This window comes from Aurantibacter aestuarii, from assembly GCF_003008425.1.
Taxonomy (GTDB): Bacteria; Bacteroidota; Bacteroidia; order Flavobacteriales; family Flavobacteriaceae; genus Aurantibacter; species Aurantibacter aestuarii.
In genome coordinates, this window is sequence record NZ_PXOQ01000007.1 from 432,005 (window position 1) to 449,583 (window position 17,579).

Here is a 17,579-nt window from a genome sequence, read left to right on the forward strand (position 1 = left end):
TAAAACCAAATACTATGTTATTTATTCCTTTTATTGTTTTAGCCTTAATTATTGTATTTACAGGCCTTTTTACAGTCAAACAACAAAGTGCCGCTATTATAGAACGCTTTGGAAAGTTTGAAAGTATAAGACACTCGGGATTAAAACTAAAAATTCCGTTAGTAGACCGTATAGCTGGTCGTTTAAGTCTAAAAATTCAGCAATTAGATGTCATTGTTGAAACCAAAACCTTAGATGATGTATTTGTTAAACTTAAGGTTTCTGTACAATACAAAGTAATCTCAGAAAAAGTTTACGATGCATTTTACAAGTTAGATTACCCGCACGAACAAATTACATCTTATGTTTTTGATGTGGTGCGTGCCGAAGTACCAAAAATGAGATTAGATGACGTTTTTGTGAAAAAAGATGATATTGCCTTAGCTGTAAAAGCAGAATTAAACGATGCCATGATGGATTATGGTTTTGATATTATTAGAACATTAGTAACAGATATCGATCCAGATCCACAAGTTAAGATAGCTATGAACCGAATTAATGCTGCCGATAGAGAAAAAACTGCTGCACAATATGAAGGTGATGCACAACGCATTTTAATTGTAGAAAAAGCTAAAGCTGAAGCAGAAAGTAAACGTTTACAAGGACAAGGTATTGCCGATCAAAGACGTGAGATTGCAAGAGGATTAGAAGAAAGTGTTGAGGTTTTAAATAAGGTAGGAATAAATTCTCAGGAAGCTTCTGCACTAATAGTAGTCACACAGCATTATGATACATTACAAGCAATTGGTAGTGAAACAAATAGTAATTTAATATTATTACCAAATTCGCCACAAGCAGGTAGTAACATGTTAAATGATATGGTAGCAAGTTTTGCTGCTAGTAATCAAATTGGTGAAGCTATGAAAGAAGCTAAATTAAGACAAGAAAACAAAGACTAATTTAGAATTTATCATAAAAAAAAGACCATGAAATTTCATGGTCTTTTTTTATGATTTACTATGACTTATTATCTTTATAATTTTTAATTAATTCTTCCAATTCATTCATATAATTCTCTAAACTTTTTGAATCTATTTCAGCATCACTATTATCACCTTGTGGTAATGTAATTCTAGTCTCATCCAAATATTTCTGTAATTCTGGATATTTAGTTTTAATTTCTGTAGTTAACATTGAAATTTTTGTTAGAACATCTTGTTGATTTGCCATAATTTTAGTTTTTAATAAAGATACAAACCGTATTTTAAGCCCAACTATAGGTTTTATTAAAGGTTTATTAAAATTTTATTCTATTATCTTAAAATACTATTTATTAGCGATTTTTTACTACTCAAAATAGAATACCATTATAAAAAACGTCTTAAACCAGTAATATCAACAAAATTTTAATATTTTTTCTAAATATTTTCAGCTCTAAATTTAACAGTTAATATAAAATTTTACACGACAAACGGTGCTTAAAAAAGGTTAAAGTGTGTTTTATTAAAATTATCAATTGGAAATACTTAAAAAAAAGTTAATAAAACTAAACTTTTTACGCTTATCGATTAATTAAGCTGTAGAGCTAAAAATACAATAATTAACTGTTAAACAGGGTTTTAATAATTATTACTGTATATATTTTTGTATAAAATTACAGTACAATGAATAAAATAATATCCACCATTTGTCTTTTCTCATATCTTGTAGCTTCTGCACAAGTTGGGATTGGTACTATTGACCCTAGGGCGGAGTTACATATCGCTACAACAAATAACGGTATACCTGCATTACGCCTAGAACCACAAACTAATCCTGTAGGAACAGATTCAGGACAGCTTGCAGTAATAGATAATGAGTTATTTCTATACGACCAATCAAGAGGAAAATGGTTAAGTATTGAGGCTAATAAATACTCATTTGGTCTAGAAGATGGGGCTGATAACGAACCATTAGAATACGTGGGTGACGTACAAAACAATGGTCCAAAAATAAAAGAAAACTCAACCATTGTTTATGTATCACTAAATGCACGAAATGGACAAGATGGAAAAATGATACAAATGATTTTAGATAATGTTAACGTTCCATTTAACCCAGATGCTAATGTAAATGGCTTACTAAGGTTAGACCCATACAGTTATATAAATACTAATTTTAATATGGATATAAATGCCGGACAGGTATTAAAGTTTTTTGTTACAGGTGCAGGTGCAGCTACTACAGATATTACAGTAGACGTATGGATAAAAAAAAGAAAGTAGTATGAAACCACGTATTTTTATTTTATTATTCTTTTTTGTATTGTCTACTTACGCACAAAAAGTAGGAATAAACACCACGCAACCCCAAGCCAAACTAGATATCAATAATCAAGAAAACGGTTTACCTTCGTTGTACTTAATGCCCCAAACATCGCCAATAGGTTCAAGTGATGGTGAATTCGCTGTAATTGGTGATAGACTTTATTTATACAGTGCAAGTAAAGGAAAATGGCTTTCTGCAGAAACTAGTTTATACTCCTATGCCGAAGATGGAATTGCAGCAACACGTCTGGAATATACCGGTGATGTAGAACTTACAGGGCCTAAAATACCCATAAATGGAACAATTGTTGAAATTAACATAAGAGCAGAGGTTGCTTCTCCATTAAAAAGAATACAGTTAGTTATTAATGGAATTCCTGTTCCGAACAATGATACTAATCCAAATATTGATGGAACTCTCGCTTTAGATGCTAATGGCGAATTTTTTACAAACACCTATAATTTAGATATTAATAGTGGAGACATTTTAACTGTAACTCAAGGTGGCACTGGAACTTTAGTAAATGTTTTTGTAGATATTGTCATTAAGTGGAGACAATAGTAAAATTTTAATTTACAAAAGGGTGGCGTTCTTGCCATTCTTTTTTTGGAGTCATTAGTTTTACACACCATTTTAATATCCTATTAAGAAAGCGATTGGTGTGTTTCATATACATCACCATTTCTAAAGGCTTTGCTCCTACACTACTCTTTATTTCCATTGCTGTTCTTGCAAAAATAATATGCTTGTAATCTTGCTCTATACCATGCTTAATCATGCGATACAACATATTTAAATAAATTTGATAGGTATAATTTAACTCGTTATTATAACCTAAAAAATAGGTGTCCAAAGTGTCATTATGTTTTATTAAACTAAAAAAACCAATCAATTTTTCGTTTAAAAAATAACCATAAATATAAAAATCCTCTTGAAGAAAATGTTTTAAAGTCGTGAAGTGATGCTCTGGTAATTTAAAGAGGTTTATTGTGGCATTAGAAGCAACTTCATTATAAAGTTTAAAAATTTCAGGCTCAAAACGCTCTATTTCAACTTGATTAAGAAGGCGAACACTAAGCGCTTTACCTTTCTTAGATGCTGTGGTAAAACGTCTGCGGTATTTTTTATTTAAACCCTTTACATAATCATCAAAACTATTCCATTGAGGTGGAATATTCATCACCATACTAGGCTGAACATTAACCTTAAAAAAATGATTCTGTTTTAAAAAATTATCTTGAGAATGAATTCTATCGGTAATTTCATAATCCTTTAAAAGAATACATTTAACTCGCTTATTTGTTTCGGCTTTAATACGTTTTGAAAGTTCATCGATTGCATTATAAACTGTTTCAAAAAATAAATCTAAACTAAAATTAGAGCTTACAAAGTAACTATGCTGTCCAGTCTGTAGTAAATTTCCTAAAACAATAATTTGTCCTTTCGAAACAAAGTTAACTGCTTTAAAGATTTGTTTTTTTAATGATGAATTGGCTTCATCCAGAGAAACATCCAAATTAAAATCGACATGCTGTAAAATGGCAATTCCACAAAGAGCTTCTTCATTAAAAACCGCTATATAATAGGGTTTAATGGTGTTTGGCATACCTAACTCTGTCGCTCTTAAAAACCTGGTTTTTAAGAAAAGATCATCATCCTGCAATCCATCCCAAGAATCTGGAACATCGTTAATAGAGCTAATTAAAGTATAGGTAACCAATAGGAATTAAAAAAAGACTGAATTTAATGTAATTCAGCCTTTTTATGTGTTAAAATTTAAAAAATTATACCCAGCCGCACACAATTGCTCCCATTATAGTTAAAGTAACTAGCCAATATCCTGAATTAACAAAAATATAAGTCCAACTTTTACGCTCAAACAAACCGTTAATTGCAATTACAGGAAAAAAAAAAATACGCCTGCTAAAGCACCATGTAACGCACCATGCCTAAACGTTCTAAATGCCATACCATAGTCTGCCATAAATTGATGAAAAGATGGTTTTGCAAACTCTAGATCTCCACCCGTTAATTGGATTGCGCCTGTTTGGTGATTGGTAAGTTGTTGTAAAAAAAACGACAATAAAAAAGATAAAAATAAGGTAATCCCAAATATAACTGCCATATTTCCCTTTTTCATTTTAGCTTCTGTCATTTCTGCTTCACGCATCCAAACGCTTCCAAATAATTTAGGACTGTACCATAAAAAACCTATAATTAAAGGTACAATTGCAGCAACTAAAATGGCTAAATAATTCATTTCCATAGTTTTAAAATTAAAAGTTAGTTACATTAAAATTAATTAAAAACTTCCTTTGTTTAATATAATTTTGAAAAAAAACTGTTTTGTAGGTAAAAAGTTAAACAGTTTAAACTCTTTAGTATTCTATATAAAAAATCCCTAATTTTGCATCAAATTAGAACATATTTTGGTAAAAATAGGCGACATAGAATTACCCGATTTTCCTTTGCTTTTAGCACCTATGGAAGACGTTAGTGATCCACCATTTAGAGCGTTATGTAAAGAACAAGGCGCAGATGTGGTATATACAGAATTTGTGTCTAGTGAAGGTCTTATTCGTAATGCTGCCAAAAGTGTTATGAAACTTGATATTTATGAAAAGGAACGTCCTGTAGGCATCCAAATATTTGGAGCCAATATTGATAGTATGCTGGAAACCATAGACATTGTTGCCCAGTCTAAACCAGATATTATAGATATAAATTTTGGCTGTCCTGTTAAAAAGGTGGTTAGTAAAGGAGCCGGAGCTGGTATTTTAAAAGATATTTGCTTAATGGAGCAATTAACTGCCGAAATGGTAAAGCGAACCAACATTCCTGTTACAGTAAAAACCCGTCTGGGTTGGGATCATGATTCTATACGTATTTTAGAAGTTGCAGAACGTTTACAAGATGTAGGTTGTAAAGCTATAGCTATACATGGACGTACCAGAGCCCAGATGTATAAAGGAGATGCCGACTGGAAACCTATTGCTGCCGTAAAAAATAACCCACGTATGCACATTCCCGTTTTTGGAAATGGCGATGTAACCTCTCCAGAGCGCGCAATGGAAATGCGCGACGATTATGGCTTGGATGGTTGTATGATTGGTCGTGCAACTATTGGAAATCCGTGGTTTTTTAAGCAAGTAAAGCACTTTTTTAATACAGGTGAACACTTAGCTCCAATTACTATACAAGAACGCGTAGAAGCTGCCAGAAGACATTTACAGATGGCTATAGACTGGAAAGGAGAAACGCTTGGTGTTTTTGAAACGCGACGTCACTATACCAATTATTTTAAAAACATTCCACATTTTAAAGAGATGCGTATGAAAATGGTAACCAGCGACAATTCTAAAGATGTTTTTGCGGCTTTTGATGAGGTTTTAGAACATTTTGGGGACTATCAGTTTACCGAGTAGTTTTCTATTGTTTTGGCCAAGTGCTAAAGCACCGCGCTATACGTTTTAGTTTTGTAAAATTTCTAATAAATTTTACAAAAGCTACCACTGCTATCGCTCTTGCGGTAACCCTATTTTAACAAATTCATTCAATTTTTGTCCGTTCGAGCGGAGTCGAGAACTTAATAAAACACTCCATTTAACCGTCATTTCGACGATAGGAGAAATCTATATAACTTCTAAAATCTAAATCAAATTTTTGTTAGTACTTGTGTGAGGTCTCGACTACGCTCGACCTGACATATTCTTATGTTATTAATCACTAAACTTTTGTCCGTTCGAGCGGAGTTAAGAACATATTAAGTAAAAAAATTATGAATACACTAAAATATCGCAAGAACGATTGAGGCTTTGTTGGAGCTCTTTTTTGTTTGTTGCAGTTATGCAAACAAAAAAAGCGACTGCCGAAAGCGTGTTGGCTTTGCCACTTGCCCTACTTTTTATAATTTATGAAGTAAATTTTTAGAAATACGGCTACTCGCAATTTTAGAGGCTATAACGCCTAAAACAGTAATAGTTACAAATACGATTACAAAATTCATCAATTTAATAGCAACCGGATATGGTAAATTTGGCGTTAACATAACCAATGAAAAGCTGTATTGCAGTTGTACAATGCCATAGCCTATAACTAAGCCAATAAATCCTCCTAAAACAGACATTAAAACGCCTTGCATAAAGAAAATATTTCTTATCTGACTTATGGGAGAGCCTAAATTATATAATGTTGAAAGGGTTTTACGCTTGTCTAAAATCATCATAACAATTGACCCAATAACATTAAATAAAGCTATGATAAGGACTAAGGTAAAAATTAAATACACCGCAAGATTTTCGGTATTTAGCATTTTATACAAGGCTTCGTTAAGTTGCGAGGTGTCTTTAATTCTAAAATTTTTACCTAAAGCAGTTTCAATTTGTGTTCTGGTTTCTGAAGATAATTCGGGGTTTTTAAGCTTTATTTCTAATGAAGAGACTTGATTATCTTTATAGTCTAATAAGTTTTGAGCTGTATTAAAACTGGTAAAAATGTATTTATTATCTAATGCTTCATTTAAGCTATAAATGCCCACATTTATAGCAGAAAAGGTATTAAAAGCCTGGTCTTCTCTGGTAATTTGACCTTTTCCTGGTTTAGGTACATAGATGTTAATAGCCTTTCCATAATCTAAAACTCCAATAGATAATGCACTTGCAATCCCATAACCACTTACAATTTGTGGTGTATTTTGTGTAAGCCAAGAACCGTTATAAAGTATAGAATCTGTTAAAGTAATTTTTTCGTAATTCTGGTCTACGCCTTTTATAAACGCCATAACCTGCTTGCCTTCTGAAGTAGCAATAACACGTTCTTCAATAATTTTAGAGTAAAGGTTTATATTATTTATAGCTTTTAAATCGGTTGCCATTTTAGGCGTTAATTGGAACGATTTACCACTAACACTTTCTACCTTAAAATCCGGATCTATAACACTAGTAAATTTTAGAGTAAAATCTCGTAATCCCGAAAATCCGGACAGCACAATAAACAAAGAAGCTGCACCAAGTATAACACCAATTAAAGCAATATAGGTTATAAAATTAATCGCATTATTACTGCTCTTAGATTTTAAATAGCGCTTAGCGATGTAAAGGGCAAAATTCAACCTATTGTTTTTTACGTTTTTCTAATAAGTCGCGGTTTGTAATAGGATTATCTGTACGCTTTAAAGATTGCTCAATTTTGTCAATATGTTCTAAAGAATCGTCTACAAAAAATTCTAAATTTGGCATACGACGTAATTGGTTTTTAGTACGTTGTGCCATTTCATGACGTATAAATGGAGTATTAGAACGAATACCTTCTATTAATTCTTTAGCTTTATTATTAGGAAAAATACTTAAGTAAACTTTAGCAACTCCTAAATCTACCGTTACTTTTACTTTAGATACAGATATAATTATACCACGCATACCACCTTGTGTTGCTGCGGTTTGTAAGATATCGGCTAAGTCTTTTTGTAAGACCGTGCCTATTTTTTTTTGTCTTTGCGTTTCTTCCATAGTGCAAAAATAGTGTTATTTAAAGATTTAAGTACTTTTGTAAACAAAAATTATACCTAACCTAAAGATACATTTTTTATGAATAACATAGAACATATTGGCATTGCTGTTAAAAATCTTAAAGATTCCAACGCGTTATTTTCAAAATTATTTGGGAAACCTCATTATAAAGAAGAAGCTGTAGAAAGTGAAGGCGTTAATACATCTTTTTTTAAAGTAGGGTCTAATAAAATTGAATTATTAGAAGCTACAAACCCAGACAGTCCTATAGCAAAATTTATAGAGAAAAAAGGTGAAGGCATCCATCATATTGCATTTGATGTAGATGATATTGAAGCTGAGATTAAACGCCTTAAAAATGAGGCTTTTATCGTACTGAATGAAACGCCTAAAAAAGGTGCCGATAATAAGCTGGTAGCCTTTTTACATCCCAAAAGTAGTAATGGTGTTTTAATTGAATTATGCCAAGAGATTAGATAACTAAAATTTTTCTTGCTGAAAATTAAAATATGTAGTAATATTGCATCCTCGATTGCGGTCCTATAACTCAGCTGGTTAGAGTATCTGACTCATAATCAGAAAGTCCCTGGTTCGAGCCCAGGTGGGACCACTTCAATTGACAAGCCTTTACAGTAATGTAAAGGCTTTTTTTTCTTATAATTATTTAATCACTCAACGAAAGGCACCAGTTACTCATTTAAACTTTTTAATATAACGCGTTTTCTTAATTTTGATAGTATGATGAAAACAACTTTATTATTTAGTGCATTGCTTGTAGTATTAAATGTATCGGCTCAATTACGGGGACCAGATTCGTTTAAATTTAGGTTTATAGATAAAGAAGAACTCATTATAAATCCTGTAATAAGAGTTTCATCCAAAAGTTTACATAGAACGCAAAATGGACTTAATTTTAAAAAAGATGCATTAGATTTTTATAGTCACCACATTTCAAAAAATGAGCATTTAATAATTGCCAATACTGTATTTTTCCCTCTAATAACATGTATTGAAGCAAGATTGCATAAAAAAGTGATGAAGCTTATTATTTTGAATTTTAACTTTATGATGCCAGAATACACAAATGCTAATATCATTTTTTCGGAAGGAGATTATTTATATATACCCAGTTATAGTCAAGGAAATCAAATAGAATCTTTATCGGACAAAGCAGAAAAAATAAAACTAATAAAAACTTCTAAGAATTTCGAAATTTTTAAAAAAGTAAAGGCTCTTAATTGTTCAACAATAGATACGTTGTTTCAAGTAAGAGATAAAAATAATCAGCTCATTTTAGTAAAAAACTATATAAATACGTATTTAAATTCTACAACTAAAGATCAATTTGAGGACGTTATATTACCTTATTATCTAAATAATGACATAAAAGGTTATGTGTATCTGTCTACAAATAAAAACTCCTGTGAATATCTACAATTTACCGAAGAATTATTAAAAAAATTCAGTTTAAAAAAATAAGTAAATGAAAAAATTAATGCTTTGCATCTTCACATTAAGTATCACCTTAACGTCCTTTAGCCAAGCTAGTAATAGCGGTCATTTTGAGTTAACCGTACATTTTGATACCGATATACCTATTGAAACGATAGTACCTCACTATTTTAAAACATCTGGCAATGTTTTAAATAGTGTTAGTTATTCGATAAATAAGTTAGAAAACTCCATGACATTAAAAGGATATAATAGCTACATTGTTAATGTAAACTTTCCTCTACTTGCATTTATGGTAACTAGCTCTAACATACCCGAACATGAAATTAAACCTATAGAAACCAAAAGGTTCTATTACCTCAGTTCGCACAATGTTAGTTCATATACAGGCGAACAAAATAAACACATTTTCTTTTCTAAGAAAAAAGAACACTTGGTAATTATAGCCAGTCAAAAAATTAACCATGCAGAAAACGTACACCAAACTTTAGAATTAAATAAAGTACATTATTACGATGGAGACCCCATGAATCTTTCAATAACAAATGAATTAGTCAAAATCAATCGGTTATGAAAAAATTAATTTTTTGCAGTCTTTGTTTATTAGGTTCTTTGGGTTTAAATGCTCAAGATGGCGTGTTTTGGGGATATACCGTAAAATTAGAATTTGAAACATTTCAATTTAAAAAATCAACAGATAGTATTGTTTCTATTAAATTTTATGAGAATACCTCATCAGAACCTTATTTACCAAGTCGTGGAAACTGTTATTCTGGAGTAAAAACAAGTGGTACTAATAGTTTTAATTACATCATATCAAAATCTTGCTCCGCTATTGGTGGGCCAAATTCCTTCTTAAAAATTAAACCGCCAAACCTTTATTTGTATTTTACCATTACGTCTAAAGGCTTTAAAAAACAACCTTATACATACGTAAAAGTAATACCAATTTATTTTTCAGCTACAGAAAAAAATGGAGCAATATGGAACTTAAGTCAGATAAATTTAAAAGACTATTTACATATAGACGCTTTACCTAAAGCAATAAAAGTAAATAATTTAGAAAATTTTGAGTTTATAAGTCCGAGTTTATTAGATGTTGAAGTGTTTTCTTTAATTGAACTGAACAGTAATGATGAACTTTAAACTTGCCTTTTAGAAAAATGATTGTAAAATTTCTTTACTTTTGTTTTTAGACTAATAACTTCTATGGCTTTATATCCTCTAAAATTCGAACCTATTTTTAAATACCGCATGTGGGGTGGTAATAAATTAAAGTCTGAACTTCATAAAGATTATGAGGAAGATTGCATAGGGGAATCTTGGGAAATTTCAGATGTGGAACATGATGAGTCTATTGTTGCATCTGGTAACTTAAAAGGAAAAAGCTTAAAAGAATTAATTTCAACGTATAAAGATGACTTTTTAGGTAAAAAAGTTTACGAACAGTTTGGAGAGAAATTCCCATTACTTATTAAGTTTATTGATGCCAAAACGCCACTTTCTATACAAGTTCACCCTAGTAACGAGGTCGCAAAAGAGCGCCATAATTCATTTGGGAAAAATGAAATGTGGTACATTATGCAGGCCGATAAAGATGCTGAAATTATTGTAGGTTTTGAAAATGACACCAATAAAAAAGATTACCAAACACATTTAGAAAATGGTAAGGTATTAGAGTTAATGCATCATGAAAACGTTTCAAAAGGCGACACGTATTATATTCCAACAGGACGCATACACGCTATAGGTGCAGGAGTTTTGTTAGCAGAAATACAACAAACATCAGATATTACCTATCGTGTTTACGATTATGATCGTGTAGATGCTTCAACAGGTGAAAAAAGAGAACTCCATAATGATTTGGCTTTAGATGTGATTGATTTTAAACGTCAGGATTCTTATAAAACCAATTATGTATCAGAATTAAACCAATCTAACCAACTCGTTCATTCACCTTACTTTAAAACTAATTTCTTACCTATTAATGGAGAAATTGTAAAAGACTATTCCACTTTAGATTCTTTTGTTATTTTAATGTGCGTATCTGGAGAAGCATCATTAATATGTAATAATATAGATTACAAAATAGCGCTAGGAGAAACTATTTTAATTCCAGCTACGATAACTTCTTTTAAAATTGAAGCCAAACAAGCTGAGCTATTAGAGGTTTTTATGTAAATTAATACGATAACTCATAATGTGTTTTGAGGCTATCTATATTAATTGTAATTTTAAAGTCTACTTTAAAATTTATACATGAAAAAATTATTTATACCGTTACTTTCAGTAGCATTCGTGTTAACTTCTTGTAATTCTTCTCAAGAAGCAGTTGCACAAACAAACACTCCACAAACGCCTTTAACATCTAAAACCTCAACATACTGGCAACAACATGTTGACTATGATATGAGTATTGATATGGACGTGAATACCTTTAAATATAAAGGAAATCAAACACTTAAATACACGAACAACTCTCCAGATGTTTTAAACCGAGTCTATTACCATTTATACTTTAATGCGTTTCAACCAGGTAGTGAAATGGATGTGAGATCTCGCAGTATTGCAGATCCAGACCGACGTGTTGGCGATCGTATTAGCAAATTACAACCAGATGAAATTGGGTACATTAAAGTAAACGCTTTAACCCAAAATGGTACAACTTTAACGCATGAAACGGTTGGTACTGTTTTAGAAGTTAATTTAAGTAAGCCAATCCAACCTGGGGAAACTGTAACATTTAAAATGGATTTTGATGCTCAAGTTCCTGTACAAATTAGACGTTCTGGACGTAATAATGCCGAAGGTGTTGCTCTTTCTATGACACAATGGTACCCAAAATTAGCCGAATATGATTTTGAAGGTTGGCATGCAGACCCATATATTGGTAGAGAATTTCATGGGGTTTGGGGAGATTTTGATGTGAAATTAACCATAGACAAAAATTACGTGGTTGGTGGCACAGGTTATCAACAAGGTGAAGCTAAAATAAATGGGTCTAAAAAAACACTTCATTTTAAAGCTCCAAAAGTACACGACTTTACTTGGGCTGCAGATCCAGATTTTATTCACGATACCATGCAGGTTCCAAATGGACCATTATTACATTTTTACTATAAAAAAGATTTAGAGCAAACCTATTTAGATAACTGGAAAAACTTACAACCTAAAACGGTAGAGTTAATGCAGTATTTTAGTGAAAACATTGGTAAATATCCTTACGAGCAATATTCCGTTATTCAAGGCGGCGATGGTGGAATGGAGTATGCTATGTGTACTTTAATTACAGGACAGCGTAAATTTGGTAGCTTAGTTGGTGTTACGGCACACGAATTGGCTCACAGTTGGTTTCAGTTTTTATTAGCCACTAATGAAGCTAAACATGAGTGGATGGATGAAGGTTTTACCAGCTATATTAGCGATTTGGCTATGAATGAAGTTATGAATGAAAACAAATCATTTCCTACTGAAGGTGCTTATAAAAGTTACTATGGTTTAGCTAAATCTGGTATAGAACAACCGCAAAGTACGCATGCCGATCGATATAATTATAATGGAGCTTATGGTGTTTCTGCCTACAGTAAAGGTGAAGTATTTTTAGCACAATTAGGTTATATTATAGGTGAAGAAAACTTAGCTAAAACCCTTAAAAAGTATTTTGCAGATTTTTCATTTAAACACCCAAGACCTATTGATATTATTCGTTCTGCCGAAAAAGTATCTGGTTTAGAATTAGATTGGTATTTAATGGATTGGACACAAACTACAAATACAATTGATTACGCAGTAGATAGTGTTGAAGGTTCTAAAATTACTTTAAGTCGTAAGGCTTTAATGCCAATGCCATTAGATTTAAAAGTTGAATATACTGATGGTACAACAGAAGATATATACATTCCACTACAAATGATGCGTGGCGAAAAACCTACCACAGCAACCATTTTAAAAGACTGGGCTTGGGCATATCCAACCTATGAGTTTACAGCAAAAAAAGCGGTTAAATCTGTAGAGATTGACCCTAAACAACGTATGGCAGATATTGATAAAACAAATAATAAAAAGTAATATCAAAATCTCTTTAATAAAAAAACCACCTAAATTAGGTGGTTTTTTTATTATAAAGCTTCAATAATAGCTTCTAAGTCGGCACGTTTTTTATAATCGGCATCTACATAATGATAAGTAATTTCTCCAGCTTGATTAACAACATAGGTTGCTGGAATTGGAAGTTGAGCTTCTACTTCCATATCACTTTTCGATAATTCTATACCATTTTCGTAATAAATATTTATTAAACTTGGCGGTAACGTATAAGCCAAACTTAATGCATTTGCATATTTATTATTCACATCAGACAAAATCGTAAACTTTAAATTATTAATTTCTTTTGTTTGAAAAGATTGATTTGGTAATTCTGGTGTAATAGCAATTAAACTATAACCTTTATCAACAATATCTGGTAAAATACGCTGTAATGCTTTGAGTTGAAGATTACAAAAAGGACACCAACCACCGCGATAAAAGGTAATGACTAAAGGGGTTTGTTTAATTAAATCATAAATCTTTATTGGAATTCCATTTGAATCTATCAAACTTCCATTAGGAAGTGAGTCTCCAGTTTTTAACGTTCTGGTTAATAAATCACTAGATTTTAAAGTTCTTACGGACCAATCCGTAATTTGCAAATACTCTTTTGAAGCGTTTTGTTCATATTCGCTTACAAAAGCCTTTAGTTGGTTAGTAAAAGACATTGTAATAATATTTAGTTGGTTAAAAAGACTTAATTTTGAATTCTTCAAATCAAGATTAAATCCTAAGATAACTAAAACTTCTCTATATTTACCAATAATTATGGATTTTACTTACAAAAAAAACGAAAAACTTAAAAGTAAAAAGGCTGTAGACCAGATATTTACAAACGGCAAGTCCATTTCGGCATATCCTTTGCGGTTAGTTTTTGTAAAAAATAATACAAGTTTAAAAGTTGGTGTTTCAGTAAGTAAGCGAAATTTTAAAAATGCTGTTCACAGAAATAGGATTAAACGCTTACTAAGAGAGGCTTACCGCTTAAACAAATCCGTATTATACGATAATCAACTTACAGACTATGCTTTTATGATTATTTATAATCATAAAGATATGCCAGATTTTGAACTAATTAATGAAAAAACTAAAAAACTGTTTCATAAATTTATAGAACAAAATAGAGACGTTACAAACTTCTAAATCCCTAAAAATGAAGAAAAAAATCGTTCAATTTATAGTTTTACCAGTAGTTGCTATATTCATTTTTATATCAACAACAGCTTATAATAACGACTTCTTTGAAATTGCAAAACAAATAGAAATATTTACCACGCTTTTTAAAGAAGTTAATATGAATTATGTAGACGATACCAATCCTGCAGATTTAATGGATACCGCTATAAAAAGTATGTTGGAAGATTTAGATCCTTACACCAATTTTTATAATGAGCAAGATGTAGAGGCAGAGCGTATAAGACGTACTGGAGATTACTCGGGCATTGGTGCACATATTGCCACTTTAAAAGATAAAGTAGTCATTATTGAAGCTTATAAAGATTATCCGGCAGATAAAGCAGGTTTAAAAGCTGGAGATGAAATTATAAAAGTAGACGGAACACTTCTAGCAGATTATAAAGAAGATGCTTTAGATCTTCTAAAAGGCGCTCCAAATAGCAAGATTAGTGTTGAATATTTCAGACAAGGCAAAACATTTACTGCCGAAGTCTCAAGATCTGAAAGAGAAATAGATGCAGTTCCTCATTTTTCATTAATTAACGAACAAGTAGGATATATTGTTTTAAGTAAATTTAATCAGAAAACAACCACTCAAACTATATATGCGCTTAAAGATTTAAAGGCTCAAGGTGCTAAACAAATTATACTAGACTTAAGAGGTAACCCTGGAGGTTTGTTAAGTGAAGCTGTTAATATTGTAAACTTATTTGTTCCTAAAGGTCAGGTTGTAGTTACAACTAAATCAAAAATTAAAGAGTATAATAAAACCTATACCACTCAAAATGAGCCTTTAGATTTAAACATTCCGGTAGTGGTGCTAATAGATGGTAAAAGTGCTTCCGCAAGTGAGATTGTAGCTGGTACTTTACAGGATTTAGACCGAGCGGTTATAGTTGGATCAAGAAGTTTTGGTAAAGGTTTGGTACAACGTGTAAAGAAGTTAACGTATGGGACACAATTTAAAGTGACTATTTCAAGGTATTATACGCCTTCAGGTAGATGTATTCAGGCATTAGATTATAGAAACAGAGACGACAAAGGAAATGCTATAAGAAAGAAGGAAGATAACTTTTCAGAATTTACAACTAAAAATGGACGAAAAGTATTTGATGGTGGCGGGGTAATGCCAGATAAGGTTTTAGCGAATACTAAAAATTCTGCTATTACAAGAGCGATTTTAGATAATCAAAGTATTTTCGATTTTGCTACTGAATTTTACTATTCTAATTCTATTCCTAATATTAATACTTTCAAGTTTTCGGATGCTCATTTCAATGAATTTAAAAACTTCTTAAAATCTTCTGGTTTTAATTTTAAAACAGAAACCGAATTGGCTTTAGAAAAAGCATTAGAAGTCGCAAAAAACGAACAATTAGATGATGATATTAAGAAAGACTATAATGCATTACTAAAAAACATTGAAGCTTCTAAATTAGAAGCTATAGACGACAATAAATCGCAATTAGTAAATTTACTTACGGAAGAAATTGTAAAACGTTATGCGTATCGTGAAGGTTTATATGAATATTATAAAATTCATAACGAGGAAATTAAAACCGCAAGTGCTATATTGCAAAACCCAAATACCTATAACAGTTATTTAAAATAAATCGACCATGTACTTTAAACACACATATAAATTAGTCTTCTTATTATGTATAGGATTAATTTCTAATGTTATAACAGCTCAAAAAGACTATAAACATGATGTCTATTTTGATACCGATAAATATGAAGTTCCTTTAACTGAAGAAAACAGATTACTGCTTTTTATATCTACTCTAGATACTTTAAAAGTAAGTAAAATTGCTATTTATGGCTTTTGTGATGATAGAGGTACTAACGATTATAACTTAAAATTATCTCAACAAAGAGCCGATAAAATTAAAGATCTCTTTTCTGGTTATGGTATAGATGAAAGTCTTATTACCAACGTTAATGGAAAAGGAGAAATTTTATTAAAGGTTATTAAAGAAGCCGAATTAAACCAAATTAGAGGTTTAAATAGAAAAGTTGAAATTTTGGTATCTACTGTTGCTAAAAAGAAAGAAGAACTGGAAGAAGAGAAACTTGCTGAAAACAGCAAAATGCAACGAACCATTGACGATTTAGATAAAGATTTGATTCAAAAAGGTGATAAGCTTCTTCTTGAAAATATTCATTTTAAAACCAACTACAGTTATATTACAAAAGAGTCTAAACCTGTTTTAGAAAAAATTGCAGCGGTATTAAAAAGAAATCCACATGTGTATTTTACAATAGAAGGTCATGTGTGTTGTACAGAAGGCTCAAGAGATGCTATAGATAAAAAAACAAAAAAACGTAACTTATCGGTTGCCAGAGCACGATTTATTTTTAATTATTTGGAAGACCAAGGAATTAATAGAAACCGAATGAAATATGTTGGGATGCGACGTCGTTATCCACTTGGTGGTGACCCAGAATTTGACCGACGTGTAGAAATACTAATTACGTATATAGGCAAACGCAGATAACAAAAAAGCTTCAGAATATAACTGAAGCTTTTTTTTAAGATTTTATCATGGCCATATGCGGAATACCATCTTCTAAATAGGATTCTCCAGTAGGTTTAAATCCTAAATTGGTATAAAATTTTTCTAAATAACATTGTGCAGAAATTTTAATTTCGCTTTCATTAAATATAGATTGTATAGCTGTAATAGAAGCCTCCATAATTTGATAACCATACTTGTGTTGTCTTTCATTTTTTGCTACCACTACACGACCAATACTGGCTAATTCAAAATAGTCCTTAGGTTTAAATAAACGCGAATAAGCCACTACTTTATTATTTTTATAACCTATTACATGAATGGCTTTTTGATCCTTATAATCGATATCCTGATAAACACAATCCTGTTCTACCACAAAAACTTCGCTACGCAATTCTAAAATAGCGTATAAGTCTTCTGTGTTTAAGTCTTGAAAGGTTTTGGTAACTATTTTTAGCATTTTTTTTTTATTTAACTGAAATTGAATTGATAAACATATATTGCAAAAACGATAGAAGCGGCATCCTTTTTGGGCTCTTTTTAGACCAAAAAGATA

The 17,579-nt window shown here is 31.2% G+C and carries 19 protein-coding genes, 1 tRNA gene and 1 pseudogene; 14 read left to right on the forward strand and 7 right to left on the reverse strand.

The genetic code is table 11. From position 1 onward, the window contains the following. Positions 1-14 precede the first annotated feature (14 nt). Positions 15-938, forward strand: a complete 924-nt coding sequence (locus tag C7H52_RS03180) for an SPFH domain-containing protein (RefSeq protein WP_106462439.1) — start codon at positions 15-17, stop codon at positions 936-938. A 58-nt stretch (positions 939-996) separates the two neighbouring features. On the opposite strand, the gene C7H52_RS03185 is transcribed toward C7H52_RS03180, so the two are convergent. After that, on the reverse strand, positions 997-1,209 hold the full coding sequence (locus C7H52_RS03185) for a hypothetical protein (protein WP_106462440.1): 213 nt from the start codon (positions 1,207-1,209) through the stop codon (positions 997-999). A 434-nt stretch (positions 1,210-1,643) separates the two neighbouring features. Between C7H52_RS03185 and C7H52_RS03190 the strand changes: the two genes are divergently transcribed. Both C7H52_RS03190 and C7H52_RS03195 read left to right on the forward strand, forming a co-directional pair. Continuing rightward, positions 1,644-2,243 (forward strand): hypothetical protein, encoded by a 600-nt coding sequence (locus C7H52_RS03190; protein WP_106462441.1) that lies wholly within the window; start codon positions 1,644-1,646, stop codon positions 2,241-2,243. Position 2,244: 1 nt separating this feature from the next. Beyond that, entirely contained in the window at positions 2,245-2,847 is a 603-nt protein-coding gene (locus C7H52_RS03195; RefSeq protein ID WP_106462442.1) for a hypothetical protein, read from the forward strand. A 7-nt stretch (positions 2,848-2,854) separates the two neighbouring features. Here C7H52_RS03195 and C7H52_RS03200 read toward each other — a convergent pair whose 3' ends face one another. Together C7H52_RS03200 and C7H52_RS03205 are read right to left on the reverse strand one after the other, a co-directional pair. Then, complete coding sequence (locus C7H52_RS03200) at positions 2,855-4,006, reverse strand: GNAT family N-acetyltransferase (protein ID WP_106462443.1); 1,152 nt, start codon at positions 4,004-4,006, stop codon at positions 2,855-2,857. Positions 4,007-4,070: 64 nt separating this feature from the next. Beyond that, a pseudogene (locus C7H52_RS03205) lies at positions 4,071-4,552 on the reverse strand (DUF1761 domain-containing protein). Between the two features lie 163 nt (positions 4,553-4,715). On the opposite strand from C7H52_RS03205, the gene dusB reads away from it, so the two are divergent. Then, positions 4,716-5,711 (forward strand): tRNA dihydrouridine synthase DusB, encoded by a 996-nt coding sequence (gene dusB, locus C7H52_RS03210; RefSeq protein ID WP_106462444.1) that lies wholly within the window; start codon positions 4,716-4,718, stop codon positions 5,709-5,711. A 479-nt stretch (positions 5,712-6,190) separates the two neighbouring features. Here dusB and C7H52_RS03215 read toward each other — a convergent pair whose 3' ends face one another. After that, on the reverse strand, positions 6,191-7,396 hold the full coding sequence (locus tag C7H52_RS03215; protein WP_106462445.1) for an ABC transporter permease: 1,206 nt from the start codon (positions 7,394-7,396) through the stop codon (positions 6,191-6,193). Between the two features lies 1 nt (position 7,397). After that, positions 7,398-7,793, reverse strand: a complete 396-nt coding sequence (rbfA, locus tag C7H52_RS03220; RefSeq protein WP_106462446.1) for a 30S ribosome-binding factor RbfA — start codon at positions 7,791-7,793, stop codon at positions 7,398-7,400. 78 nt (positions 7,794-7,871) lie between these two features. Between rbfA and mce the strand changes: the two genes are divergently transcribed. From mce to C7H52_RS03255, 7 genes are all read left to right on the forward strand, one after another. Then, complete coding sequence (gene mce / locus C7H52_RS03225) at positions 7,872-8,273, forward strand: methylmalonyl-CoA epimerase (protein ID WP_106462447.1); 402 nt, start codon at positions 7,872-7,874, stop codon at positions 8,271-8,273. A gap of 56 nt (positions 8,274-8,329) precedes the next feature. Continuing rightward, positions 8,330-8,403, forward strand: a tRNA-Ile gene (locus tag C7H52_RS03230). Positions 8,404-8,531: 128 nt separating this feature from the next. Beyond that, positions 8,532-9,272, forward strand: a complete 741-nt coding sequence (locus C7H52_RS03235; protein ID WP_146130001.1) for a hypothetical protein — start codon at positions 8,532-8,534, stop codon at positions 9,270-9,272. A gap of 4 nt (positions 9,273-9,276) precedes the next feature. Then, positions 9,277-9,819, forward strand: coding sequence for a hypothetical protein (locus C7H52_RS03240; protein ID WP_106462449.1), 543 nt, complete (start codon positions 9,277-9,279; stop codon positions 9,817-9,819). Further along, positions 9,816-10,391, forward strand: coding sequence for a hypothetical protein (locus C7H52_RS03245; protein ID WP_106462450.1), 576 nt, complete (start codon positions 9,816-9,818; stop codon positions 10,389-10,391). The genes C7H52_RS03240 and C7H52_RS03245 overlap by 4 nt, the downstream gene beginning before the upstream one ends. A gap of 63 nt (positions 10,392-10,454) precedes the next feature. Further along, on the forward strand, positions 10,455-11,426 hold the full coding sequence (locus C7H52_RS03250; RefSeq protein WP_106462451.1) for a type I phosphomannose isomerase catalytic subunit: 972 nt from the start codon (positions 10,455-10,457) through the stop codon (positions 11,424-11,426). A gap of 78 nt (positions 11,427-11,504) precedes the next feature. Next, positions 11,505-13,313 (forward strand): M1 family metallopeptidase, encoded by a 1,809-nt coding sequence (locus C7H52_RS03255; protein WP_106462452.1) that lies wholly within the window; start codon positions 11,505-11,507, stop codon positions 13,311-13,313. 50 nt (positions 13,314-13,363) lie between these two features. On the opposite strand, the gene C7H52_RS03260 is transcribed toward C7H52_RS03255, so the two are convergent. Further along, the gene (locus C7H52_RS03260; RefSeq protein WP_106462453.1) at positions 13,364-13,999 is read right to left on the reverse strand and encodes a peroxiredoxin-like family protein; all 636 of its coding nucleotides are present in this window, start codon (positions 13,997-13,999) and stop codon (positions 13,364-13,366) included. Positions 14,000-14,099: 100 nt separating this feature from the next. Here C7H52_RS03260 and rnpA point away from each other — a divergent pair, with 100 nt between their 5' ends. From rnpA to C7H52_RS03275, 3 genes are read left to right on the forward strand one after another with little or no spacing between them, the layout of a single operon-like run. Continuing rightward, positions 14,100-14,474, forward strand: coding sequence for a ribonuclease P protein component (gene rnpA, locus C7H52_RS03265; protein ID WP_106462454.1), 375 nt, complete (start codon positions 14,100-14,102; stop codon positions 14,472-14,474). Positions 14,475-14,484: 10 nt separating this feature from the next. Continuing rightward, positions 14,485-16,119, forward strand: coding sequence for a S41 family peptidase (locus C7H52_RS03270; protein ID WP_106462455.1), 1,635 nt, complete (start codon positions 14,485-14,487; stop codon positions 16,117-16,119). Positions 16,120-16,126: 7 nt separating this feature from the next. Continuing rightward, complete coding sequence (locus C7H52_RS03275) at positions 16,127-17,005, forward strand: OmpA family protein (protein WP_106462456.1); 879 nt, start codon at positions 16,127-16,129, stop codon at positions 17,003-17,005. A 34-nt stretch (positions 17,006-17,039) separates the two neighbouring features. Here C7H52_RS03275 and C7H52_RS03280 read toward each other — a convergent pair whose 3' ends face one another. Continuing rightward, positions 17,040-17,483 carry a GNAT family N-acetyltransferase gene (locus tag C7H52_RS03280; RefSeq protein WP_106462457.1) on the reverse strand — a complete coding sequence of 148 codons (444 nt, stop codon included), beginning with the start codon at positions 17,481-17,483 and terminating at the stop codon, positions 17,040-17,042. Positions 17,484-17,579 lie beyond the last annotated feature (96 nt).